A 23,899-nucleotide genomic window follows, 5' to 3' on the forward strand; every position below is an offset into this window, starting at 1 on the left:
CCTTCATCCCTGTTGTTCCAACCATGCCCCCAACCCGGCCAGACTGCCGTGAGCAGTCATGTCGATGGTCAAGGGAGTAATAGAGACATAGCCCTGTTCGACAGCCGCAAAATCCGTGCCCTCGCCCGCATCTTGTTGCGAGCCGGGCGGGCCAATCCAGTAGATAGTCTGGCCGCGAGGATCCTGGGCGCGGATCACTGACTCGGCCCGGTGGCGATTGCCGAGCCGGGTGATCTTGATGCCCTTGATCTCGGCGAGGGGCAGGTCGGGCACATTGACGTTGAGGATCTGATTGGCCGGCAGCGGAAACTGCATCAAGCCTTTGACCAGCTGGACGGCGTAGTGAGCGGCCGAGGCAAAATGCGTCCGGCCCACCAGGGAGATCGCCAGGGAGGGGTAACCCAAGTGGCGCCCCTCGGTCGCCGCAGCGACCGTGCCCGAATAGATGACATCGTCACCCAGGTTGGCACCGTGGTTGATCCCGGCCACCACCATGTCGGGTTCGGGGCGTACCAGTTCGTTGACCGCCAGGTGCACGCAGTCGGTCGGCGTGCCCTTGACCGCATGATAACCGGTTTGCGGGATACAACTGACCCGCAAAGGTGTCTCCAGCGTCAGGGAGTGACTCGCACCGCTGCGATTGCGATCCGGCGCGACCACTATCACCTCGCCGCAGCTGCGCAGCGCCTCGCTCAAGGCATGAATGCCCTCGGCATGAACACCGTCATCGTTACTCACCAGAATGCGCATCTGTGCTCTTCCTGAAACCATCAAACAAGGGAGGGCCGAGAGGCCACCGCTGCCACGTCGTTATTCCACAGAGGGCGCATCATTGCCATCTGCCTGATTCCTGACCCCATGATCGGCCTCTTCAGCCTGCATCAATTCGCGCACCACGCTGGTCGCAAAGGCGCCGGCCGGCAGGAAGAACGAGAGGGTCAGGGCCTCGGCATCCAACGTCCAGCTCATGGATTCCGGCTTGAGCAAGAGCGGACGTCTGTCCTGATCCAGCCCGGCCTTCTCCAGGCCATCACACCAGTCGTGATAAGGGGCCAACGCCGCCTGTTCAAATTCGGCGGCGGCGCCCTGGCTCGCCAGACGGCCACGCCCCCACTGAGGGGCGGTCAGCTGCACGTCGCCTGAGGCCAGACGCGCAGCCAGTTCAGGGGTCACGCTCTCTTCACTGAAGATGGAGTGGCTGCCCTTGAGCATCACGCAATCCCCGGCCAGCAACTCGCTAGCCAATCCCTGCTCGACGCGGGCGCTGACGATAACATTGAACAGCATGCTGCGCGCAGCAGAAAGGTAAAGAGAACGCTTGTTGCGATCCTTGATCCGCTTGCCGGCAAACATCGCCTTGGCCGCGTCCAGATTGCTGCCACCCCGACCGAAGCGCTGCTCACCATAGTAGTTCGGCACCCCCTGCGCGGCGATGGCCTGCAGGCGAGACACCAGACTGTCAGCTTGCTCCAGGGCAGTCAGACGCAGACGAAAGTGGTTGCCCTTGAGGTAACCGACCCGCAGCTTGCGGTTGTGGCGCTTGGCCTGCAGGATCTGGATGCTGTCGCTCTCGATCACCGACAGGTCCGGCGCACCTTTGCCCGGCAGGTGAATACCGAACCACTGCTCGGTCACCGCATGGCGATCTTTGAGGCCAGCCCAGGTCACCGCATTGCGATTGACCCCGGCGGCATCGGCCAGCAAGCCCGCCACCCAGGCAGTGTTCTCGCCCGTCTTGCGCACTCGCACGAAGATATGTTCCCCCTCGCCGCAAGGCTCGAAGCCGAGATCCTCGACCACCACGAAATCACTGGCCTGGGCCTTGAGAATGCCACGGGCCTCTGGGGTACCGTGCAGATATGCGAGTTGTTGCGACATTATTGTTTCACCAGTAAGACGACGGCTTCGGTGGCTATGCCTTCCTTGCGCCCCGTAAAGCCCAGTTGTTCGGTAGTGGTCGCCTTGACGTTCACCCGGTTCAGTTCACATTGCAGATCGGCGGCCAGTACGGCGCACATGGCCTCGATATGGGGCGCCATCTTGGGGGCCTGAGCAATGATGGTCACGTCCAGATTGCCGATGACATAGCCCGCCTGCCGTACCCGCACAAAGACATCCCGCAGCAGGATACGGCTATCAATACCTTTGAATTGCGCCGCCGTATCGGGGAAATGGCGGCCAATGTCGCCGGCACCTATGGCACCGAGCAGGGCATCGCTCACCGCGTGCAATACCACGTCGCCATCCGAGTGAGCCAGCAACCCCTGTTCATAGGGCACGGCGACACCGCCCAGCATGCAGGGGCCAACCCCGCCAAACTTGTGTACGTCAAAACCGTGGCCGATGCGGATCATGCTTGACGCCCTCCTGACATGCAGGGACCTGCCCCATCAAACTTATGTACATCAAAACCGTGGCCGATGCGGATCATGGCTGCTCCTTACTCCTAGTGGCCAGCTCATCTTGCTGCTGGCGTAAAAACAGCCCGGCCAGGGCGAGATCCTCGGGCCGGGTCACCTTGATATTGTCGGCACGCCCTTCAACCATGCGTGGCACATGCCCGGCCCGCTCCATGGCTGACGCTTCGTCAGTGATGAGGGCACCTAGCGCCAGCCCCTCCTCCAGCGCCCCTTTGAGGGCTCGGGTCGCAAACAGCTGGGGGGTGAGCGCATGCCAGAGAGCTTCCCGTGGCACGGTGGCGATGATGTTGCCCGCCTCGTCGCTGCGCTTCATGGTGTCGCGCACCCGGGAGCCAAGAATGGCACCGTCCGGGGTCAGACCAACCGCAAGCAGCGCATCGATATCCGCCGAGGTGAGACAGGGACGGGCAGCATCGTGGACCAGTACCCAGTCACTCTGCACCTGATGCAAGGCATTGAGTACCGAACGAGCACGATCACTGCCGCCGGATACCCGCAGAATACGGGGATCCCGAGCCAGCGCCAGGGTCTCGAACCAACGGTCATCGGGGGCCAGTGCCAGCACTATGTGGGTGATAGCCGGATGGGCCAGCAGCCGGAGCAGGGTATGTTCCAAAATGGTCTTGCCAGCCAGGGACAGGTACTGCTTGGGGCACTCGGCCCCCATGCGGCTACCTATGCCGGCAGCAGGCACCACGGCCGTCAAGCCGAACGGCGCCGGGGGACAGTTATTCATCATCGTCGCCGCCAGCAGGCTCATCCTTCTTGTTTGGGATGATCCGGTAGAAGGTCTCTCCCTGCTTGATATAACCGAGATCGTTGCGCGCCAGCTCTTCGATGGCTTCAAGGCCCGAAGTCAGATCGTCAATCTCACGATAAATCAGACTATTACGATCTTTAAGCGCCAGGTTGTCCTGCTCTTGCTGATCGATGGCATTGGACATTTCATGGTAATCGGACAGGCCGTTTTTCCCCAGCCAGAGGTGATATTGCAAGCCCCCCAACAGGAGGAACAGGATCAGGGTGAATAGCCGCATGCACTGGGTCTCCTTCCAAGCGGCCTAGTTTCCCATATTCGTGGGAAAGACAAAAGAAAGCAGATGCATCTTGGCCCGGCCGCTGATGAAAAGCGCCAGCTTGGCGCTAAAAATAAAAAAGCCCCGCCAGATGGCGGGGCTTTCAACAGCGTGACGCTGAAGTGCAGGCAGAAATTACTGACCTTTCACTTCTTTCAGACCGCGGAACGGAGCCTTGGCACCCAGGGCTTCTTCGATACGGATCAGCTGGTTGTACTTGGCAACACGGTCAGAACGGCTCATGGAACCAGTCTTGATCTGGCCAGCAGCGGTACCTACCGCCAGGTCGGCGATGGTCGCGTCTTCGGTCTCACCGGAACGGTGGGAGATGACGGCGGTGTAGCCAGCATCTTTGGCCATCTTGATGGCAGCCAGGGTTTCGGTCAGGGAACCGATCTGGTTGAATTTGATCAGGATGGAGTTGGCGATGCCGTTGTCGATGCCGCGCTTGAGGATCTTGGTGTTGGTTACGAACAGGTCGTCACCCACGATCTGGATCTTGCTACCCAGCTCTTTGGTCTGGTAGGCAAAACCGTCCCAGTCGGATTCGTCCAGGCCATCTTCGATGGAGACGATCGGGAACTTGGTGGTCAGGTCGGCCAGGTAGTCAGAGAACTCGTTGGAGGTGAAGATACGACCTTCGCCCTTCAGGTTGTACTCGTTCTTCTCGGCGTCGTAGAACTCGGAAGCTGCGCAGTCCATGGCCAGGGTGATGTCGCTACCCAGCTTGTAACCAGCAGCAGCAACGGCTTCGGCGATCACTTCCAGCGCTTCGGCGTTGGATTTCAGGTTAGGCGCGAAGCCACCTTCGTCACCAACAGCAGTCGCATAACCTTTGGACTTCAGCACCTTGGCCAGGTTGTGGAAGACCTCGGCACCCATGCGGATGGCTTCTTTCAGGGTCTTGGCGCCAACTGGCTGGATCATGAACTCCTGGATGTCGACGTTGTTGTCGGCGTGCTCACCACCGTTGATGATGTTCATCATGGGCAGCGGCATGGAGTAAACACCCGGGGTACCGTTCAGCTCGGCGATGTGAGCGTACAGCGGCAGGCCCTTGGCAGTGGCGGCGGCTTTGGCGTTGGCCAGGGAGACGGCCAGGATGGCGTTGGCGCCAAACTTGGATTTGTTCTCGGTACCGTCCAGATCGATCATGATCTGGTCAATAGCGGCCTGATCCTTGGCATCTTTACCCAGCAGCGCTTGGGCGATCGGGCCGTTGACGGCTTCGATGGCTTTCAGCACGCCTTTACCCAGGAAACGGCTCTTGTCGCCGTCACGCAGTTCCAGCGCTTCGCGGGAACCGGTGGAGGCGCCAGACGGAGCGGCTGCCATACCAACAAAACCACCTTCCAGATGAACTTCGGCCTCAACGGTCGGGTTACCACGGGAGTCGATGATTTCACGACCGATCACTTTAACGATCTTGGACATGTGTATTTCCTCAGGTTTCGTAAAAAAACAACAAAAGGCATTTCAAAAAAAGCGGTTGTGGCACATTGCCTCAACCGCGTTTGATTTTCAATTACTTCAAATTGCGCTTCTGATACTCACCAGCGGCCTTAACAAAGCCTGCAAACAGGGCGTGACCATCACGGGGAGTCGAGGTGAACTCCGGGTGGAACTGCGCCGCCACGAACCAAGGGTGATCCGGGATCTCGATAATTTCCACCAATTTCTTGTCGGCGGAGAGACCGGTCACTTTCAAACCCGCCGCTTCAATCTGCGGCAACAGCTTGTTGTTCACCTCATAACGGTGGCGGTGACGCTCGTATATGGTCGGGCTGCCGTACATCTGACGCACCTTGGAATCTTCGACCAGGTGGCAGAGCTGGGAACCCAGACGCATGGTGCCACCCAGATCGGATTTCTCGGTACGAGTCTCGACATTGCCCTCTTCATCAACCCATTCGGTGATGAGGCCGACGACCGGATAAGCGCAATCTTTCTTGAATTCGGAGGAGTGAGCCCCTTCCAGGCCAGCGACGTTGCGCGCAAACTCGATCAGCGCGACTTGCATGCCGAGGCAGATACCCAGATACGGGATCTTGTTCTCACGGGCATACTTGGCGGCCAGAATTTTACCTTCCACGCCGCGCTCGCCGAAGCCACCCGGGACCAGGATAGCGTCCAGGCCTTCCAGTTGCTCTGCACCGCGGGTCTCGATGTCCTGAGAGTCGATGTAACGAATATTGACCGACAGCCGGGTCTTGAGACCACCGTGCTTGAGTGCTTCGTTGACGGACTTGTAGGCATCGGGCAGGGAGACATACTTGCCCACCATGCCGATGGTCACTTCGGCAGTCGGGTTGGCTTCTTCATAGATAACCTGTTCCCACTCGCACAGATCCGCCTCTTTGCACACCAGACCGAAACGCTCGATGAAGTAGTTGTCGAGGTTCTGGGAGCGCAGCAGGGCCGGGATCTTGTAGATGGAGTCGACGTCCTTCATGGAGATGACGGCGCGCTCCGGCACGTTGCAGAACAGGGCTATCTTGGCACGCTCGTTGGCCGGAATGGCACGGTCGGAGCGGCAGATCAGCACATCCGGCTGGATACCGATGGAGAGCATCTCCTTGACGGAGTGCTGGGTCGGCTTGGTTTTGACCTCACCGGCAGCCGCCAGGTAAGGGACCAGGGTCAGGTGCATGAACATGGCGCTGTCGCGACCCACTTCTGCCGCCAGCTGACGCAGGGCCTCGAGGAACGGCAGGGATTCGATATCGCCCACTGTGCCGCCCACTTCGACGATGGCCACCTGATGGCCTTCGGCACCGGCAATCACCCGCTCCTTGATGGCATTGGTGATGTGCGGAATAACCTGGATGGTGGCACCCAGATAATCGCCACGGCGCTCTTTACGCAGCACGTCGGCGTAGATACGGCCTGTGGTGAAGTTGTTGCGACGGGTCATCTTGGTGCGGATGAAACGCTCGTAATGGCCCAGATCCAGATCGGTCTCGGCCCCGTCCTCGGTTACGAACACTTCACCGTGCTGGGTCGGGCTCATGGTGCCCGGATCCACGTTGATGTAGGGGTCCAGTTTCATGATGGTCACATCCAGACCACGGGCTTCCAGAATGGCTGCCAGAGAAGCTGCGGCAATGCCTTTGCCGAGGGATGAAACAACGCCACCAGTTACAAAAATATATTTTGTCGTCATGCTGAACCTGAAAGAAGTTTAGGGATTTTTAAGGGGTGCTTCGGGGATGAAGCAGGACGGGGAAACAGTATACCAAAACCCCCTCTCCCAAACAATGAACAAAAATCTATCAGGCCCGGGCACCGCACGCCTTGCGCCAAATCAACTTTGCTCGGTTTGCTTGGCTTTGTCCCAGGCGGCATCGAGTTTTTCCAGGGAACAATCGGTCATCTTGAGCCCTTCTGCGGCGATAAAGTGCTCAACTTGGCGAAAGCGGCGCTCGAACTTGGCATTGGCGCCGCGCAGCACTTGTTCGGGATCCTTGCCCAGATGACGGACCAGATTGACGGTGGCAAACAGCAGATCGCCGAGCTCGTCGCTGACCCGCGCCTCGTCCACATCCGCCATCAACGCCTCTTCCATCACCTCGTCGATCTCCTCGTGGATCTTGTCCACCACGGGGCCGAGGGTCTTCCAGTCAAACCCCACTGTGGCGCAGCGCTTCTGGATCTTGGCAGCCCGGCTCAGGGCTGGCAGGGCGAGGGGGATATCATCGAGCACGCTCGACTTATCTAGCGCAGCCCGCTCCTTGGCCTTCTCCGCCTCCCAGTTCAGCTTGACTACCTGTTCGTCATTCAGGTCTGCATCGGCGAACACATGAGGATGGCGGCGGATCAGCTTCTCACTCACCGTAGCGACGATATCGGCGAAATCGAACAGCCCCTGCTCCTTGCCCAGCTCGGCGTAGAACACCACCTGGAACAGCAGATCGCCGAGTTCGCCCTTCAATCCTTCCCAATCCCGGGTTTCTATCGCATCGGCCACCTCATAGGCCTCCTCCAGGGTGTGGGGCACTATGGTCCGGAAGCTCTGCTTGAGATCCCAGGGACAACCGCCCTGCGGGGAGCGCAGTTGAGCCATTATTTCGAGCAGTCGGGGCAGGTCGTAGCCTTGGGTATTGGACATGGGGTCTTCGCTTTCGATTCGTCAAAAGAGTGACCGGCCACACGGGCCGGTCAGCGGAGTTTAGAGGCGCTTGGCACTGATCACGTCGTTGAGCTGGCTGAGCTTGGCCAGGGCGCGGTTGAAGGCGTTGATGTTGTAGATCTCCAGCTCCATATCGATCTCGGCGGTCTGATCCTTGACGTTGGAGCGCGAACGCACCCCCATCACGTTGATCTTCTCGTTGGCGAGCACTGTGGTGATGTCCCGCAGCAGGCCAGATCTGTCGTTGGAGAGGATACGGATGGTCAGGCCGTAGCCGCCGGAGTAGTTCTCACCCCAGACCGCATCGATAAGTCGCTCAGGATTGCGGCGAGACAACTCTTTGAGCTGCTCGCAGTCATCCCGGTGGATCGAGACGCCACGGCCCATGGTGATGAAGCCCTGGATGGCGTCTCCGGGGATCGGTTGGCAGCAGCGGGCGATGTGGGTCATCAGATTACCCACCCCTTCCACGACGATGTGATCCTTGGGCTTGGTGCGGAAGGGCGTATTGGCCTTCTGCTCCAGCTTCGCCAACAGGCGGCGATCTTCCTCTTCCGCCGATGGCTTGTTGTAGCGGGTATCGAGGTAATTGAGCAGCTGGTTGATGCGGATATCACCGCTGCCAATGCCCGCCAGCAAATCGTCGAGCTCTTCGGCGTTGAAGCGCTCCAGCGCCTGCTTGTCCACCTTGGAGAGGGTCAGGTTATGCCTGTCCAGCTCTTTATCGAGCAGCTCCTTGCCGGCGGCGACATTCTTGTCCCTGTCCAGCTTGCGGAACCAGGTGGCGACCTTGGCGCGGGCCCGGCTCGAACGCAGGAAACCGGCATTGGGGTTCATCCAGTCCCGGCTCGGGTTCGGCTCCTTCTGGGTGATCACCTCGACCTGATCCCCGGTCTGCAAGGTGTAAGTAAAGGGCACTATCCGGCCATCTATCTTGGTACCTATGCAGCGGTGGCCGATCATGCTGTGCACGTGATAGGCAAAATCGAGGGGCGTGGCGCCCGCCGGCAAGTCGATGACATCCCCTTTCGGGGTGAACACATAGACCCTGTCCTCGAACACCTGACTGCGCAGATCTTCGAGCAGGGAGCCGCTCTCGGAGAGATCCTCCTGCCAGGCGAGCAGCTTGCGCAACCACTCGATCTTGTCTTCGAAAGTGGTGGTCTTGGCAACCTGGGCCCCTTCCTTGTAACGCCAGTGGGCCGCGACGCCGAGCTCGGCATCCTGGTGCATCTGGTCGGTACGGATCTGGATCTCCACCGCCTTGCCCTCGTTGCCCACGACCACCGTGTGGATGGACTGATAACCGTTGGGCTTGGGGTTGGCAACATAGTCGTCAAATTCACGGGGAATATGGTGGAAGTGAGTGTGTACTATGCCCAGCGCCGCATAGCAGTCCTGCAACCGCTTGGTGACAACCCGCACCGCGCGCACGTCAAACAGTTCGTTGAATTCGAGGTGCTTCTTCTGCATCTTGCGCCAGATGCTGTAGATGTGTTTCGGACGGCCATAGACCTCGGCCTCGACCCCGGCCTCTTGCAAGGCATCGCGCAGGGATTGTACGAATTCGCGGATGTAGCGCTCGCGGTCCAGGCGCTTCTCGTCGAGCTGCTTGGCGATCTGCTTGTAGGTCTCCGGGTGCAGGTAGCGAAACGCGAGATCCTCAAGCTCCCACTTGAGCTGACCTATGCCGAGCCGATTGGCGAGCGGTGCATAGATGTTGGTGATCTCCTGGGCCATCAGCACCCGGGTCTCTTCATCCGCCAGCTTGGCTTCGCGCAGACAGGCTATCCGCTCCGCCAGCTTGATCACCACGGCGCGCACGTCCTCGACCATGGCGAGCAGCATGCGCCGCACATTGTCGACCTGCTCCGGTGAGGTTTCGCTGCGATGCAGGGTCTGCAGGGAGCGAATGGCCTCCATCTCCAGCACCCCTTCCACCAACTTGGCGATCTTGGTGCCGAAATCCTCTTCCATCCGGGCCGCCGGGATAAGGCCGGTCTCGACGAAGGGGTAAAGGATGGCGGCCTTGAGGGTGGCGACGTCCATGTTGAGCATCATCAAGATGCCCACCATTTCCACGCCGCGCACCAACAGCCGGGAAGTAAGCCCCTCCTCGCCCTGACTCACGCAATACTGGTATACGGTTCGCAGCTGGTCTTTCTCAGCTTCACCGAGGGAGAGGGAACGTATCCACTCATCCAGGGTGAAGTTGTCTTTCAAATGAATATCGCGAACCGCAACCATGGTATCAATCCTTAATTATTGGGGCCCAGGCTGACGCCTGCCCCCGCACTTTGACGAGACTCGCCTCAAATGGGGATGCAACAACCGAATTTCAAGCCGGAGATACTGCCCGGCTGTGGTTGTCCTCCTTGGCGAGGTATCAGATTACTGCAATCACCCCAGCTCGAACAACGCCATGGATTCGAGATGGCCTGTGTGCGGGAACATATCCAGCATGCCGAGTTGACTCAGGCGATAGCCCCCCTCGATCAGCACCTTGCTGTCCCGAGCCAGGGTGACCGGATTGCAGGAGACATAGACCACCCGCTTAGGGGAAAGTTTCACTACATGCTCCATCACGGCCAAGGCGCCGGGGCGAGCGGGATCCAGCAGCACCAGATCGAAGCCTTCCCTCGCCCAGGACATGCCGGCGATATCGCCGCTCAAATCCGCCTTGTAGAAGCGGGCATTGCCAATACCGTTGCGCTCGGCGTTCTGAGTGGCGCGCGCCACCATGGCAAGATCCCCTTCCACCCCGACCACTTCCCGGGCCTTGCGAGCCAGCGGCAGGGTGAAGTTGCCTATGCCACAGAACAGATCCAGCACCTTGTCCCCGGCCCCCACCCCGAGCCAGTCGATGGCCTGGGCCACCATGGCCTGGTTGATGCCACCATTGATCTGGATAAAATCACCGGGAGCGAATGCAAGAGCCAGGCCATCTAGTTGATAAGAGGGGGCAAACCGCTGACTTAGCGCTTCTATCTGCTCATCTGCCGCCTGCAGATAGAGGTCGATGCCATGCTCCTCGGCAAATGCCAGCAACAGGGCGCGATCCATCTCGTTTGGCCGACCGGTGTGACGCAGCAACATGAGCACTCCCTGCTCAGCCTGGATCAGCTCTACGTGGCCCAGTTCGCGCTGACTCTTGAGCCCGTTCAGGCAAGCGCGCAGCGGGGCAATCAACACCGAGAGGGGGTCTGCCAGCACAGGGCAGCTGCCTATCTCGACCAGGTCGTTGGACTGGCGACGGCGAAAGCCAAGCCGGGTGCAGCGGCCATTCTTGTCAAACTTGATGGCCAGGCGACAGACCCGGCGGTAGGCACGGGACTCCCCTGCCAGGGCGGGGGCCAGCTCAGGGGCCTGGATGTTGCTCAGGCGGGAAAAGAGGCTAACCAGCCCGGCCTGTTTGGCGGCGAGCTGATCGGCACCGCTCAGATGCTGGGCGTTGCAGCCACCACACTCGCGATAATGGCCACAGAAAGGCACGATACGGTTCTCGGCCGGGCTCACCACCTGCTGCAAGATCGCATGCGCGTACTGTTTCTTGTCCTCGGTGAGGCGTACCTTGACCCGTTCACCGGGCAGGGCCCCTTCCACGAAGACGGCTTTCCCCTGATGACGGCCGATGCCGACGCAGTGGTGGTCCAGACTGTCTACCGTAATTTCAATACGTTGGAGCTGGGTGGATTTCTTTTGGGGCTTGAAAAACTGGGCCATAAAACTTGGTGCCTATAGGTGGCTATGTCATGATTGTGGAATCTGCAGCAGGCTATTGTCCCACAAGAATAATAGTATGACCAAATCCGGCCTGCGGGCCCGCGCACCGTCGCTCACCCTCTTGCCTACCCGGCGCTTCGGGGGACTATTCCCATGACCAAATCCGGCCTGCGCGCTCATGCCGTGTCATTGACAATCTCGCCCAGCCTGCTCATCGGGGGACCATCCGCATGACCAAATCCGGCCTGCGCGCTCATGCCGTGTCATTGACAATCTCGCCCACCCTGCTCATCGGGGGACCATCCGCATGACCAAGTCCGGCCTTCGCGCTCATGCCGTGTCATTGACAATCTCGCCCAGCCTGCTCATCGGGGGACCATCCGCATGACCAAGTACGGCCTTCGAGCCCGTGTCGTGTCATTGACAATCTTGCCCAGCCTGCTCATCGGGGGATCATCCGCATGACCAAGTACGGCCTTCGAGCCCGTGTGCTGGCCTTTACCATATTGCCGACCCTGATCATTGGCGGCCTGATGGCGGGTTATTTCACCTTCCACCGCTATCAGCAGCTGGAAAACAATCTCATCGATCAGGGCATCAACATCATAGAGCCCCTGGCCATCGCCAGTGAATATGGCATGACCCAGCACAGTCGTGAGTCCCTCAAACGACTGATTGGCCTGACTCACCGCAAGAACTCACCGCTCATCAAGTCCATCGCCGTCTTTACCCAGGACAACCAGTTGTTCGTGACGTCCAACTATCACCGCGACTTCACCCGGCTGCGGCTGCCGGATGGCAGCACCATACCCGAACTCACCAGCGTCACCCTCTATGGGGACGACATCATCCTGCGCACCCCGATCCAGGCCGAAACCAGCCTGGATGGCTTCCCGCTGCCCAGCGATGTCGAGCCCCCCGTCATTGGCTATATCTCGATGCAGATGACCACCGACAGGGCCATGATCTTGCAATATCGCGATACCTTCTTCGCGGTGGTCATGGTGCTGATCGGCCTCGCCGTCAGTACCCTGTTCGGCTTCCGACTGGTCAAGAGCGTGACTCAGCCCATCACTGACATGGTGAAGGCGGTGCACAAAATCAGGGAAGGGCGGCTCGATACCCGGGTCAGCGGCCAGCTTACCGGTGAGCTGGACATGCTGAAAAATGGCATCAACGCCATGGCCAAGGCGCTCTCCGAATATCACGAGGAGATGCAGCAGAATATCGATCAAGCCACCTCAGACCTGCGTGAGACGCTTGAACAGATAGAGATCCAGAACGTCGAGCTCGACATGGCCAAGAAGCGGGCTCAGGAGGCGGCCAGGGTCAAATCCGAGTTCCTCGCCAACATGTCTCACGAGCTGCGCACCCCGCTCAATGGGGTCATCGGCTTCACCCGCCAACTGCTCAAGACGGCGTTGACCCCGAGTCAGACCGACTACATGCAGACCATAGAGAAGTCGGCCCGCAACCTGCTCGGCATCATCAACGACATCCTCGACTTCTCCAAGCTGGAGGCGGGCAAGCTGCAACTCGAGCATATCCCGTTCAGCCTGCGCGACACCCTCAACGAGACCATGCACCTGCTCGGCCCGAGCGCCCACGACAAGCAGCTCGAGCTCTCACTGCGCGTCGATACCGAGGTGCCGGATCATCTCACCGGCGATCCCATGCGGCTGCAACAGGTGATCACCAACCTGGCAGGCAACGCCATCAAGTTCACCGAGCAGGGCAACGTGGATGTCCACATCAGCCAGAGCGGCCCCCTGCACCAAGGCACATTCCGCCTCAATGTGCAGATCCGCGACACCGGTATCGGCATCTCGCCGGATCAGCAGCGCCAACTGTTCCAGGCCTTCAACCAGGCCGACTCCTCCATCTCCCGACGTTATGGGGGCACCGGCCTGGGCCTGGTCATCACCCAGAAACTGGTGCAGCAGATGGGCGGCCTCATCCGCTTCGAATCCGAGCTCGGACAGGGCTCCGTATTCACCTTCAGCCTGGATCTGGAAGTCTCGCCCCTGCCCCAGGCCGATCAGCTGCCGCTGGACCGCATCCGTGGCAGACGCGTCTGGTTGCTGGAGGCGGATCCCTTCGCTCAGGCCTCTCTGTGCGCCCTGCTGAAGGAGTGGCTGCTGGATGTCGTGCTGGTCGAGCCCAATGCCCCCTGGCCCACCATCACCGACCAGGACATAGTGGTGATTGGCAGCAGCCAGCGCCACAGCACAGAATCGGTCTTGGCCCGCCTTGACGATCTCAAGGGGCAGCAGAATCGCATCGTGCTGCTGAGCAGCCACGAGCCGGCGTTGTATGAGAAGATGCACCAGCATGGGGCCCAACATTGTCTCTCCAAGCCCATCAATCACCGCAAATTGCTCCATGCCCTGCTCTCCCCAGAGGCCGTCAGCAACGCGCCTTTGGCACTGCCCCAGATCCCGCCCCGCCAGATTGAGGACATCAGGGTGCTGGCGGTGGATGACAATGCCGCCAACCTCAAACTGATTGCCGCCATGCTCAAGGAGATGGTCAGCCAGGTGGTGCTGTGCAAGAACGGCAAGGAGGCGGTCAAGCAGGCCCAGAGCCAGGGCTTTGACATCATCTTCATGGACATACAGATGCCGATCATGGATGGCATCAGTGCCACTCAGGTGATCCGCAGTCAGTCCCTCAATACCGAGACTCCCATAGTGGCGGTGACGGCCCACGCCATTCCGGGGGAGCGCGAGCGCCTGATCCGCCAGGGCATGGACGACTACCTGGCCAAGCCCATCGACGAAGGCATGCTGGCTCAACTCATCAAGGACTTCGCCCACAGGCGTCACCAGAGCAGTACCATCCAGCAGATAGACTGGACCCTGGCCGTGCGTCAGGCGGCCAACAAGCCTGAACTGGCCAAAGAGATGCTGACCATGTTGCTGATAAGCTTCGACGAGCTGGATCCCCTGCTGGATGCCGCTATCCGGGGTGAGGCCGAACAGCAACAGGTGCTGGATCAGATCCATAGGCTCAATGGCGGCTGTGCCTATTCCGGCGTGCCAGGCCTGCAGCGCCTGCTCTCCCAACTCGAACAGCAGTTGCGTGATGGCACCGTCCTGGCCGAACTGGAACCCGAGTTACTGGAGTTGCAAGACGCCATCGAGCAGGTGCGTGCCGAAGCGCCCCGCTACCTTTAAGGGAAGCTGGCGCAGTCCTGGCCGCTTTTTCTGACGCCACCTCCGGCAAGTGGTACAGTTGCCCGCTTTTTTACAGGAGTCATCATGACCAACAACGATATATTGCGCCGCCTGCGTTATGCCCTCAGCATCAGCAACGACCAGATGGTCGAGATGTTTGCCAAAGGCAACCTGCCCGTCGATCACGCCCTGCTGCACAGCTGGTTGCTCAAAGAAGCCGCCGAAGGGGAAGAGCAGGAAGCCGGTTTTGTCGCCTGCCCTGACGCTGCCCTCAGCCAGTTCCTCGACGGCATGATAGTCGTGCGCCGTGGTGTACGCGAAGACGCGCCGCCCCAGCAGATCCCCAACCGGATCAACAACAATCTTATCTTGCGTAAATTGCGCATCGCCTTGAATTTCAAGGAAGATGACATGTTGGCAACCCTCAAGGCCGCCGACTTCAAGCTCTCCAAATCCGAGCTGAGTGCCCTGTTCCGCTCCAAGGATCACAAACACTATCAGGATTGCGGCGATCAGATACTGCGCAACTTCCTGCTTGGCCTGACTGCGCAGCTGCGCGGCTGAGTCATGGCTGCGCCGTCGCTCCCCCACCAGATCCGCTCCCTGGGGTGGAGCGCGGCGCCGCTCTCTCCCCTTGTACTCTGCTGTAGCCTCCTGCTGGTGCTCCTCGTCCTGCAAGGTTGCAAACCCGCCCACTATCGGCTCGAACACCAATATCAGAGCGCCAGCCAGGATGGCCGCATCGCCTTCCTGATCCTGCACTACACGGATGAAGATGATGACCACTCCCTGCGCCTGCTCACCCAATCCCCCTACAAGGTCAGCGCCCACTATCTGGTGCCCCGCGCCCCGGATCGCAGCCCCCTGCCCATCTATCAGCTAGTACCGGACAGCCAGCGCGCCTGGCATGCGGGCCGCAGTCGCTGGCACAACCAGGCCGGGCTTAACGCCAGCTCGCTGGGTATAGAGATCGTGAACCTGGGCTACGACACCAAGGAGGCTCAACTGCCGATTGATGCCCGCCACTGGCAAGCCTTCACCGAGGCGCAAATCGCCGCCGTTGGTGCGCTCAGTCAAGATCTCGTTGAGCGCTATCACATCCCCCCGACCCATGTGCTGGCTCATAGCGACATAGCGCCGACCCGCAAGCTGGATCCCGGCCCTAGTTTCCCCTGGCGGCGCCTCTCTCTGGAGTACGGGGTGGGCGCCTGGCCCGATGAGGCGCGGGTGGCGGTATTGAACGCCGAGCTGGAACAGGCTCCCCAGGGGCGCTGGGATGCAGCACGCTGGCAGCAGGCGCTTGCTCGCTATGGCTATGACCTGCCCCAGAGCGGTGATTGGGACGCCCCAAGCCGGGATGCCCTGCGCGCCTTTCAGCTCCATTTTCGCGCGGCCAGAGTCGATAGCGAACCCGATAATGAGAGTCAGGCCATCCTGATGGCCCTGCTTGAGAAGTACCATCCAACGCATCCCTGAGTCGCGAGTCATGGCCCTGCTTGAGAAGTACCATCCAGCGCATCCCTGAGTCGCGAGTCAGGTCATCTCCCTGATGGCCCTGCTTGAGAAGTACCATCCAGCGCATCCCTGAATCGCGAGTCAGGTCATCTCCCTGATGACCCTGCTTGATAAATACGACCCGGTGCATCCCTGATGCCGAGCGCCAGACTAGCTCCAGCCCTGCCCTCCCCCAAAAAAGAAACCGCCAGCGGGATAGCCCGCTGGCGGTTCATCGAGAGACATGCTGTGGCCGATTGAGGGTATCAGACGCTAGCGCGCGCCTCCTGCATCAGGACGCGCATGTCGGCGACCGCCTTAGCCAGACCATCGAAGGCGGCACGGCCTATGATGGCGTGACCAATGTTGAGCTCATAGATCTCGGGGATGGCGGCGATGGCCTGAACATTGTGGTAGTGCAGGCCGTGGCCAGCATTGACCTTGAGTCCTTTATCGGCGGCATAGGAAGCCCCGGCTGCGATGCGCTTGAACTCGGCGCAGCGCTCACTGTCGGTGGGAGCATCGGCATAGCGGCCGGTGTGGATTTCGATAAAGGGAGCACCACTCGCCACGGCCGCGTCTATCTGCTGATAATCCGCATCGATAAACAGCGATACCTTGGCACCCACCTCACTCAGCCGACGCACCGCATCGGTGATTTTATCGAGCTGACCCGCCACATCCAGACCGCCTTCCGTGGTCACCTCGGTGCGCTTTTCCGGCACCAGGCAGACGAAATGCGGCTTGATACGGCAGGCGATCTCGATCATCTCCTCGGTCACCGCCATCTCCAGGTTCATTCTGGTCTGGATGGTCTGACGCAGGATCTCGACATCACGGTCGGTAATGTGGCGTCTGTCTTCGCGCAGGTGAACGGTAATGCCATCTGCCCCTGCCTGCTCGGCGACGAAGGCGGCCTGCACCGGATCCGGGTACTGGGTGCCCCGGGCGTTACGCAGGGTGGCAATGTGGTCTATGTTCACGCCCAGATAGATATCGCTCATTAACAACTCCTTGAAAGTCTGTATAAAAATCCACTACGGACCGGGTCGGTCGCCCTTGGGCCAACCCGCCTCTGAACAGAGTCCATGATCCCTCAGGCCGAGACGCTACTCTTTCGCTTGATAAACAGCTCCCGGCTCTTGAGTTGCCGCTTCCCCAGGTAGGGTTGCAGCGCCAGGCGGCTGAACCGTTTGGCCGCCTGCAACAGTGCCGGGCTATCGAAACGCCCCTCGGCGAAGGCCAGCAGGTGAGCGCCAAGGAACAGGGTACGGGGATCTGCCGTGCGCTCGCAAGCCACGAAACCGAGTTCGCGCTCGAAGCCATACAATAACTCGGGCCTTATGATGCTCTCATCGTCGGCGGCATATTCAAAATCCACCGCATAGCCAAGGGATTGCAGCAACAGAAACTCGAAACGACGCAGGGGCAACTCGGGGGTCTCGCCATCGGTGAGCGCCATCAATGCGCGGGCATAGCCATCGAACACCTCGGGAAAGGGGGTGTGGGCTTCCAGCAGGTAGTAGACCAGCTCGTTGAGATAGAGACCGTAGAACAGCAGGTCGCCGCTCAGACGCAGGGAGTAGTCCGGGCACTCGACTGCGGTCAGGTTTTTGAGATCCCCCTTGCCACGCCAGGCAATGGTGAGCAGGGAGAAAGGCTGCAGCAGCCCTTTTAGAGGGGAACGTGGCCCGCGAGAACCGCGAGCCACCAGGGTAAATCGGCCACTATCCTGGGTAAATACCTCGACCAGCTGACTGGTCTCCCGATAGGGCCGACTGTGGATAACGAAGGCCGGTGTCAGCAATCGATCATCACCACTTAATCATCACCATAGCCAAGGCTGCGCAGGGCGCGCTCATCATCGGCCCAGCCCGACTTGACCTTGACCCACAGCTCCAGGTGCACCTTGTTCTGGAACAGGCGTTCCATGTCGATGCGCGCTTCTGTGCCTATGGTCTTGATCCGCTCACCCTTGTTGCCGATGACCATCTTCTTCTGGCCATCGCGCTCCACCAGGATCACGCCATTGATGTAGTAGATACCGTTATCTTCGACCTTGAAGCGTTCTATCTCCACGGTCACCGAGTAGGGCAGCTCCTCACCGGTGAAGCGCATCAGCTTCTCACGGATGATCTCGGAGGCCATGAAGCGGGACGAACGGTCTGTCACGTAATCTTCCGGGAAGAAGTGCACGTTCTCCGGCAGCAGATCCTTGGCCCACTCGCGGATCTTCTCCACGTTGGTGCCCTTCTCGGCACTGATGGGCAGGATATGGGAGAACTTCATCTGCTGACCGAGCCACTCCAGGTGGGGCAGCAGGTCTTCCTTGTCCTTGACGTTGTCTATCTTGTTGACCGCCAGCACCACGGGACAGGGCAGATGGCGCAGCTTGCCGAGCACCATGTCGTCATCCTTGGTCCAGTGGGTGCCGTCGACCATGAACACCACCATGGCCACGTCCCCCAGAGAACTGGTGGCGGCACGGTTCATCAGCCGGTTGATGGCCCGCTTCTCTTCGATGTGCAGACCCGGGGTATCCACAAAGATGGTCTGATAGTTGTCCTCGGTGTCTATCCCCAAAATCCGGTGACGGGTGGTCTGGGGTTTCTTCGAGGTAATGCTCACCTTCTGGCCAAGCAGCTTGTTGAGCAGAGTGGACTTGCCCACGTTGGGGCGGCCCACGATGGCGACAAAGCCGCAGTAAGTGGTATCTGTATCCGTCATGACAGTTTTTCCAGTGCCTGTTGTGTTGAATGACCGCAGCCTCTTGCATCAATAGCAGTCATGACAGTCTTTCCAGTGCTTGCTGTGTTGAAAGACCGCGGCCTCTTGCATCAATAGCAGTCATGACAGTCTTTCCAGTGCTTGCTGCGCCGCGGCCTGCTCGGCCTTGCGGCGGCTGGTGCCGACCCCAATAAGTGGCTCATCCAGGCCATCCACCTCACAGTGCACGGTGAACTCCTGATTGTGCGCCTCACCCTTGACCTTGGTCACAGTGTAGGTCGGCAGGGATTTGCGGCTTCCCTGCAAAATTTCCTGCAGCCGGGTCTTGGGATCCTTCTGCTCTATGCCCGGCTTTATCTCGTCCAGGCGGCTGGCATACCAGCTCAGCAACAGGGTCCGCACCGCCTCGAGATCGGTATCCAGATAGACGGCGCCTATCATCGCCTCGACCGTATCGGCCAAGATGGATTCACGACGATAACCGCCGCTCTTGAGCTCGCCCGGCCCCAGGATCAGGTGATCCCCAAGCTCGAACTCGCGGCCGAGTTCGGCCAGGGTCTTCTCGCGCACCAGGGTGGCACGCATCCGGCTGAGATCCCCTTCCGCCGCTTGCGGGAAGCGGTGGAAGAGCGCATCAGCAATCACCAGGCTGAGGATGGAGTCCCCGAGGAACTCCAGACGCTCGTTGTGGCGGGATCCTGCGCTTCTGTGGGTCAGGGCGCGGGTCAACATATCCTTGTCCGAAAAGACATGCCCGAGACGGGACTGCAGTCTGTTCATCTTGATATTCATCATTACTTTATTCCGCCGATGCGGTTGAAGCGCACGTCGGTCGGCACCCAGCTTGGCAGCCAGGAGCTCTCGTCGCGCTCAAATTCGAAACTGATCCAGATGGCAACCGCCTTGCCGACCAGATTCTGCTCGGGCACGAAGCCCCAGAAACGGCTGTCGGTACTGTTGTCACGGTTATCGCCCATCACGAAGTAGTGACCCTCTGGTACGACCCATTCATCCGGGTAGGTACCGGGCTGGCGATAGTAGCGATCCACCAGATCCGGCATCAGGGGGTTGCGCAGGGTATCGTGGCTCACGCTACCCAACTGCTCGGTAAAGCGATCCAGGGGGATACCCATCTGGCTGAATTCCCCACGCTGGTCGAAGCTGACATCGAGCTTCTTGAAACCCGGGCACGTTTTCCCTGCCTGCTCCTCGCACTTGGGACGGATCATGATCTGCTTGTTGCGATAGATGACCCGATCGCCGGGCATGCCGACCACTCGCTTGATGTAGTCAATCCGGGTATCCAGCGGATACTTGAATACCACCACATCGCCCCGTGACGGTTCACCGGTTTCGAGGAACTTGGTGTTGCTGACCGGATCCTTGAGGCCGTAGGCAAACTTCTCCACCAGGATGAAGTCGCCCACCAGCAGGGTCGGCATCATGGAGCCCGACGGGATCTGGAACGGCTCGAACAAGAAGGAGCGCAGTATCAGCACCAGGGTGATGACGGGGAAGATCCCCGCCGTCTGCTCTATCCATACCGGCACCGGCGCCACCTTGGCGAGGGTCTTCTCATCCAGGCCTGCACCGCCATGGGCACGGGCCATGGCAATCTTGGCGGCCCTTTGCTTGGACCACACCAGCTTGTCGATACACCAGATAATGCCGGTCACCGCACAGACGATAACCAGGATCAGGGAAAACGTACTTGCCATCGATTAATCCTTTCCTACGTGGAGAATGGCGAGGAAGGCCTCTTGCGGCACGTCGACACGACCGATGGACTTCATCCGCTTCTTGCCTTCTTTCTGCTTGTTCAGCAGTTTCTTCTTCCGGCTCACATCGCCACCGTAGCACTTGGCGGTCACGTCCTTGCGCAGGGCCTTGACGGTGCTGCGGGCGATGATCTGGCTGCCAATAGAGGCCTGAATGGCAATATCGAACATCTGGCGCGGGATCAGCTCACGCATCTTCTCCACCACCTGGCGACCGCGATACTGGGCGTTCTCCTTGTGGGTGATGATGGCCAGAGCATCGACGCGATCGCCGTTGATCATGATGTCGAGGCGCACCATGTCGGAGGTTTCGAAGCGCTTGAAGCCGTAATCCAGGGAGGCGTAGCCACGGCTGGTAGACTTGAGGCGGTCGAAGAAGTCGAGCACCACTTCCGCCATGGGGATGTCATAGGTCAGCGCCACCTGGTTACCGTGGTAAACCATGTTGGTCTGCACGCCACGCTTCTCGATACAGAGGGTGATGACGTTGCCCATGTACGCCTGTGGCAGCAGTATGTTGCACTCGGCGATAGGCTCGCGCATCTCCTTGATGTTGTTCAAGGCAGGCATCGCAGCCGGGCTGTCGATGTGGATGGTCGAGCCATCGTTGAGCTCAATCTCATAAACTACGGTCGGTGCAGTGGTGATCAGCTCCAGATCGTATTCCCGCTCCAGGCGCTCCTGGATGATCTCCATGTGCAACATGCCAAGGAAGCCACAGCGGAAGCCAAAGCCCAGCGCGGTCGAGCTCTCTGGCTCGAAGAACAGGGAGGCGTCATTCAGGGAGAGTTTGTCGAGCGCATCACGGAATGACTCATAGTCATCGCTGGAGATGGGGAACAGACCGGCATAAACCTGCGGCTTGACCTTCTTGAAGCCCGCCAGCGCCTTGTCGGCACCATTCTTGGCCTGGGTCAGGGTATCGCCGACGGGGGCGCCGTGGATGTCCTTGATGCCGCACACCACCCAACCTACCTCGCCGCAACCCAGACCTTGGGTGTCGACTTGCTTGGGAGTGAAGATGCCGATGCGATCCACGCCCCACACCTGTCCAGTGCTCATCACCTTGATCTTGTCGTTCTTCTTGAGTGAGCCGTTTTTGACGCGCACCAGAGAAACCACGCCCAAGTAGGAGTCGAACCAGGAGTCGATGATCAGCGCTTGCAGCGGGGCATCGGGATCTCCTTCGGGGGGCGGGATACGGGCCACGATCTCTTCCAGCACCAGATCGACACCCAGACCCGTCTTGGCGGAGCAACGCACCGCTTCCATGGCGTCGATGCCGACGATATCTTCAATTTCTTCGGCGACCCGCTCGGGTTCGGCGGCAGGCAAGTCTATCTTGTTGAGCACTGGCACCACTTCCAGCGCCATTTCCATGGCGGTGTAGCAGTTGGCCAGAGTCTGTGCCTCAACCCCCTGACCGGCATCGACCACCAGCAGTGCACCTTCACAGGCAGCCAGCGAGCGGGATACCTCATAGGAGAAGTCCACGTGACCCGGGGTGTCGATAAAGTTCAGCTGGTAGGTGTTACCGTCTTGAGCCTGGTAGTTCAGGGTCACACTCTGCGCTTTGATGGTAATGCCGCGCTCGCGCTCCAGGTCCATGGAGTCAAGCACCTGAGCCTGCATCTCACGGTCGGACAGGCCGCCACAAGTCTGGATCAGACGGTCCGACAGGGTCGATTTACCGTGGTCTATGTGCGCAATAATCGAAAAGTTACGAATGTATTTCATCGAGCAGGGATCACTCAAATTAGGTTAGGGCCGGATATGGAGGCAGGATTTTACTGGATAACCCGCTAAACGGCCAATCTTTAGTCGGCGGGTAGGCCAGGTGCTGGCCAACATGGTTATGACAGGGTGCGAGTGGTGAGTACCGCGCCCAAAATGCGGGGACCGTAAGCCCCCTGGTCGAGACGGTTTGAATAAAAACGAACCAGCAGGAATCCCAGGGCACCTCCCCCCAGGCAACTGAGGATGGTGATGCCCTCGCCTCCCTCAAGCAGGGGAGCCAACCAAAGCTGGCCGAGCAAGGCACCGACGAGCAGACAGAACAGGGGCAACACATACACCAGGGCGGCACCACGCAGCAGACTCTGCTGAGGGATGCCGAGCCGCACCTGCTGACCCACCGCCAGCGTCATGGTTCTCGGTACCCGGATCCGTTGCTGGCGTTGGGGAAAGGCCTTGGCAACCGTCCCGGTACCGCAGTTGGACTGCTGCTGGCAGCCACTGCAGGCGGAACGCCGCTCGCACTCAACCCAGATGTGTTGTTCGTCAATGGCGACCACTGTCGCCACCTCTTCGCTCATCTCATCCAAGGTTAACGTCCTCTCTTCTCTGATCCCGCCCACCATACGTCATCAGCACGCCTACTGCACTGTCTCGTTACGGGTCAGCGGGCGCACCGACTCGGCGATACGCTTGGCGGTATCAGCCGGAACCTCACCCACCACAGTGATCTCGACCCCGACATCGTTGACGAAACTCACCAGAGAGGTTGCCCCCTGGCGGATGAGTTGCTGACGCACCGCCTGCTTGGGATCGACCCGGACCACGTAAACGGAGAGATCGACCAGACCATCGGAGAGCATCATGTAATCGACCGGGGTACTGGTGGTCACCAACTGATGCTTGTCCTGAGAGAGTACCTTGAAGCCCTCTGGCAACCAGGTGATCTGCCAGTTCAGGGTCTGCTGAGGGGCCGGATAGGCATCCTCCAACGCCAACGCCTGAGGCAGCTGGCTGCTGGCCAGGGTCACCAACCAGGGGGATGGCGTCGTCATCAGATCGAGATCCACTCCCAGCACCTGCTCGACCAGGTTACCCTCCTTGTCGATCATGTCGGCACGCAGCAGCAAGTGGCTCTCTTCATCGAGCCAGAGCACGAAGCCGTACTTGTCCGCTTCCTTGGGCACCATGCGGATCACTTGGGAGACACGACCTGCCACCCGGCTGCGACCGGCGACCACCAGATCGTAGCTACCCAGCACCCGCGCCAGCGGCATGCTGACCAGGGTGGACCAGATACCGGGGAAGCGACCGCCTTTAAGGGTATAGGGTTCGTGGGTGTTCTCGAAGAAGGTGAACTCATTTTGGCGCTGCAGGTACTCCACCGCCTTGCCATCCAGATAGCTCAGATGAGCCACCTCTTTGCCATCAATGATGGCGTGGCTGATCCGGAGCGGTTCGATCCGCCCCTGCCTCGCCTTGACCATGGAGAGTTCGAAATTCTGTTGGGTAGAGGCACTCTGCATCTGCTGCAACAAGGCCTCGGCCGACATTTCGTCGGCCGAGGCCTTGGCACAAATCAGCAGGACAGATGCCAGCAGGATACGGCTGGACTGGCGCACGTTAGCATTCCTGAGAGAAG

At 59.7% G+C, this 23,899-nt stretch carries 21 protein-coding genes; 3 read left to right on the forward strand and 18 right to left on the reverse strand.

What is annotated here, in order from left to right:
- Window positions 1-3 precede the first annotated feature (3 nt).
- The 10 genes from surE to rlmD form a co-directional block, all read right to left on the reverse strand.
- Window positions 4-750, reverse strand: a complete 747-nt coding sequence (gene surE, locus M2367_RS16990) for a 5'/3'-nucleotidase SurE (protein ID WP_042042987.1) — start codon at window positions 748-750, stop codon at window positions 4-6.
- Between the two features lie 60 nt (window positions 751-810).
- On the reverse strand, window positions 811-1,878 hold the full coding sequence (gene truD / locus M2367_RS16995; RefSeq protein ID WP_224431225.1) for a tRNA pseudouridine(13) synthase TruD: 1,068 nt from the start codon (window positions 1,876-1,878) through the stop codon (window positions 811-813).
- On the reverse strand, window positions 1,878-2,354 hold the full coding sequence (gene ispF / locus M2367_RS17000) for a 2-C-methyl-D-erythritol 2,4-cyclodiphosphate synthase (protein WP_042042985.1): 477 nt from the start codon (window positions 2,352-2,354) through the stop codon (window positions 1,878-1,880). Before ispF ends, truD begins: the two co-directional genes overlap by 1 nt.
- 73 nt (window positions 2,355-2,427) lie before the next feature.
- A complete protein-coding gene (ispD, locus tag M2367_RS17005; RefSeq protein WP_259237342.1) occupies window positions 2,428-3,159 on the reverse strand; it encodes a 2-C-methyl-D-erythritol 4-phosphate cytidylyltransferase in 732 nt (243 codons plus the stop codon).
- Window positions 3,149-3,457 (reverse strand): cell division protein FtsB, encoded by a 309-nt coding sequence (ftsB, locus tag M2367_RS17010; protein ID WP_042042983.1) that lies wholly within the window; start codon window positions 3,455-3,457, stop codon window positions 3,149-3,151. The genes ispD and ftsB overlap by 11 nt, the downstream gene beginning before the upstream one ends.
- A gap of 174 nt (window positions 3,458-3,631) precedes the next feature.
- Window positions 3,632-4,930, reverse strand: a complete 1,299-nt coding sequence (gene eno / locus M2367_RS17015; protein ID WP_042042982.1) for a phosphopyruvate hydratase — start codon at window positions 4,928-4,930, stop codon at window positions 3,632-3,634.
- A gap of 91 nt (window positions 4,931-5,021) precedes the next feature.
- Complete coding sequence (gene pyrG / locus M2367_RS17020; RefSeq protein ID WP_042042981.1) at window positions 5,022-6,659, reverse strand: glutamine hydrolyzing CTP synthase; 1,638 nt, start codon at window positions 6,657-6,659, stop codon at window positions 5,022-5,024.
- A 141-nt stretch (window positions 6,660-6,800) separates the two neighbouring features.
- Entirely contained in the window at window positions 6,801-7,604 is an 804-nt protein-coding gene (gene mazG, locus M2367_RS17025; RefSeq protein ID WP_259237343.1) for a nucleoside triphosphate pyrophosphohydrolase, read from the reverse strand.
- Between the two features lie 60 nt (window positions 7,605-7,664).
- The gene (gene relA, locus M2367_RS17030) at window positions 7,665-9,872 is read right to left on the reverse strand and encodes a GTP diphosphokinase (RefSeq protein ID WP_224431229.1); all 2,208 of its coding nucleotides are present in this window, start codon (window positions 9,870-9,872) and stop codon (window positions 7,665-7,667) included.
- A 153-nt stretch (window positions 9,873-10,025) separates the two neighbouring features.
- Window positions 10,026-11,348, reverse strand: a complete 1,323-nt coding sequence (gene rlmD, locus M2367_RS17035; RefSeq protein WP_259237344.1) for a 23S rRNA (uracil(1939)-C(5))-methyltransferase RlmD — start codon at window positions 11,346-11,348, stop codon at window positions 10,026-10,028.
- 461 nt (window positions 11,349-11,809) lie between these two features.
- Here rlmD and barA point away from each other — a divergent pair, with 461 nt between their 5' ends.
- From barA to M2367_RS17050, 3 genes are all read left to right on the forward strand, one after another.
- Window positions 11,810-14,524 (forward strand): two-component sensor histidine kinase BarA, encoded by a 2,715-nt coding sequence (gene barA / locus M2367_RS17040; protein ID WP_224431231.1) that lies wholly within the window; start codon window positions 11,810-11,812, stop codon window positions 14,522-14,524.
- 84 nt (window positions 14,525-14,608) lie between these two features.
- Window positions 14,609-15,088 carry a DUF1456 family protein gene (locus M2367_RS17045; protein WP_042042974.1) on the forward strand — a complete coding sequence of 160 codons (480 nt, stop codon included), beginning with the start codon at window positions 14,609-14,611 and terminating at the stop codon, window positions 15,086-15,088.
- A gap of 3 nt (window positions 15,089-15,091) precedes the next feature.
- Window positions 15,092-16,000, forward strand: coding sequence for an N-acetylmuramoyl-L-alanine amidase (locus M2367_RS17050; RefSeq protein WP_310504081.1), 909 nt, complete (start codon window positions 15,092-15,094; stop codon window positions 15,998-16,000).
- A gap of 284 nt (window positions 16,001-16,284) precedes the next feature.
- Here M2367_RS17050 and pdxJ read toward each other — a convergent pair whose 3' ends face one another.
- The 8 genes from pdxJ to M2367_RS17090 all read right to left on the reverse strand — a co-directional run bounded on the left by pdxJ (window position 16,285) and on the right by M2367_RS17090 (window position 23,879).
- Window positions 16,285-17,022: a pyridoxine 5'-phosphate synthase gene (gene pdxJ, locus M2367_RS17055; RefSeq protein ID WP_042042973.1), complete on the reverse strand. Its 738-nt coding sequence runs from the start codon at window positions 17,020-17,022 to the stop codon at window positions 16,285-16,287.
- A 92-nt stretch (window positions 17,023-17,114) separates the two neighbouring features.
- Window positions 17,115-17,825, reverse strand: a complete 711-nt coding sequence (recO, locus tag M2367_RS17060) for a DNA repair protein RecO (RefSeq protein WP_042042972.1) — start codon at window positions 17,823-17,825, stop codon at window positions 17,115-17,117.
- 14 nt (window positions 17,826-17,839) lie between these two features.
- Window positions 17,840-18,745, reverse strand: a complete 906-nt coding sequence (gene era, locus M2367_RS17065; protein ID WP_224431232.1) for a GTPase Era — start codon at window positions 18,743-18,745, stop codon at window positions 17,840-17,842.
- Window positions 18,746-18,865: 120 nt separating this feature from the next.
- Window positions 18,866-19,537, reverse strand: a complete 672-nt coding sequence (gene rnc / locus M2367_RS17070; RefSeq protein ID WP_042043031.1) for a ribonuclease III — start codon at window positions 19,535-19,537, stop codon at window positions 18,866-18,868.
- A gap of 2 nt (window positions 19,538-19,539) precedes the next feature.
- Entirely contained in the window at window positions 19,540-20,463 is a 924-nt protein-coding gene (gene lepB, locus M2367_RS17075) for a signal peptidase I (RefSeq protein ID WP_259237345.1), read from the reverse strand.
- 3 nt (window positions 20,464-20,466) lie between these two features.
- Window positions 20,467-22,260, reverse strand: a complete 1,794-nt coding sequence (lepA, locus tag M2367_RS17080; protein WP_224431233.1) for a translation elongation factor 4 — start codon at window positions 22,258-22,260, stop codon at window positions 20,467-20,469.
- A gap of 116 nt (window positions 22,261-22,376) precedes the next feature.
- Window positions 22,377-22,838, reverse strand: a complete 462-nt coding sequence (locus M2367_RS17085) for a SoxR reducing system RseC family protein (protein ID WP_224433041.1) — start codon at window positions 22,836-22,838, stop codon at window positions 22,377-22,379.
- A gap of 60 nt (window positions 22,839-22,898) precedes the next feature.
- Window positions 22,899-23,879 carry a MucB/RseB C-terminal domain-containing protein gene (locus M2367_RS17090; protein ID WP_042042965.1) on the reverse strand — a complete coding sequence of 327 codons (981 nt, stop codon included), beginning with the start codon at window positions 23,877-23,879 and terminating at the stop codon, window positions 22,899-22,901.
- Window positions 23,880-23,899 lie beyond the last annotated feature (20 nt).

Source organism: Aeromonas sp. BIGb0445 (genome assembly GCF_024809075.1).
GTDB classification, from domain to species: Bacteria; Pseudomonadota; Gammaproteobacteria; order Enterobacterales; family Aeromonadaceae; genus Aeromonas; species Aeromonas rivuli.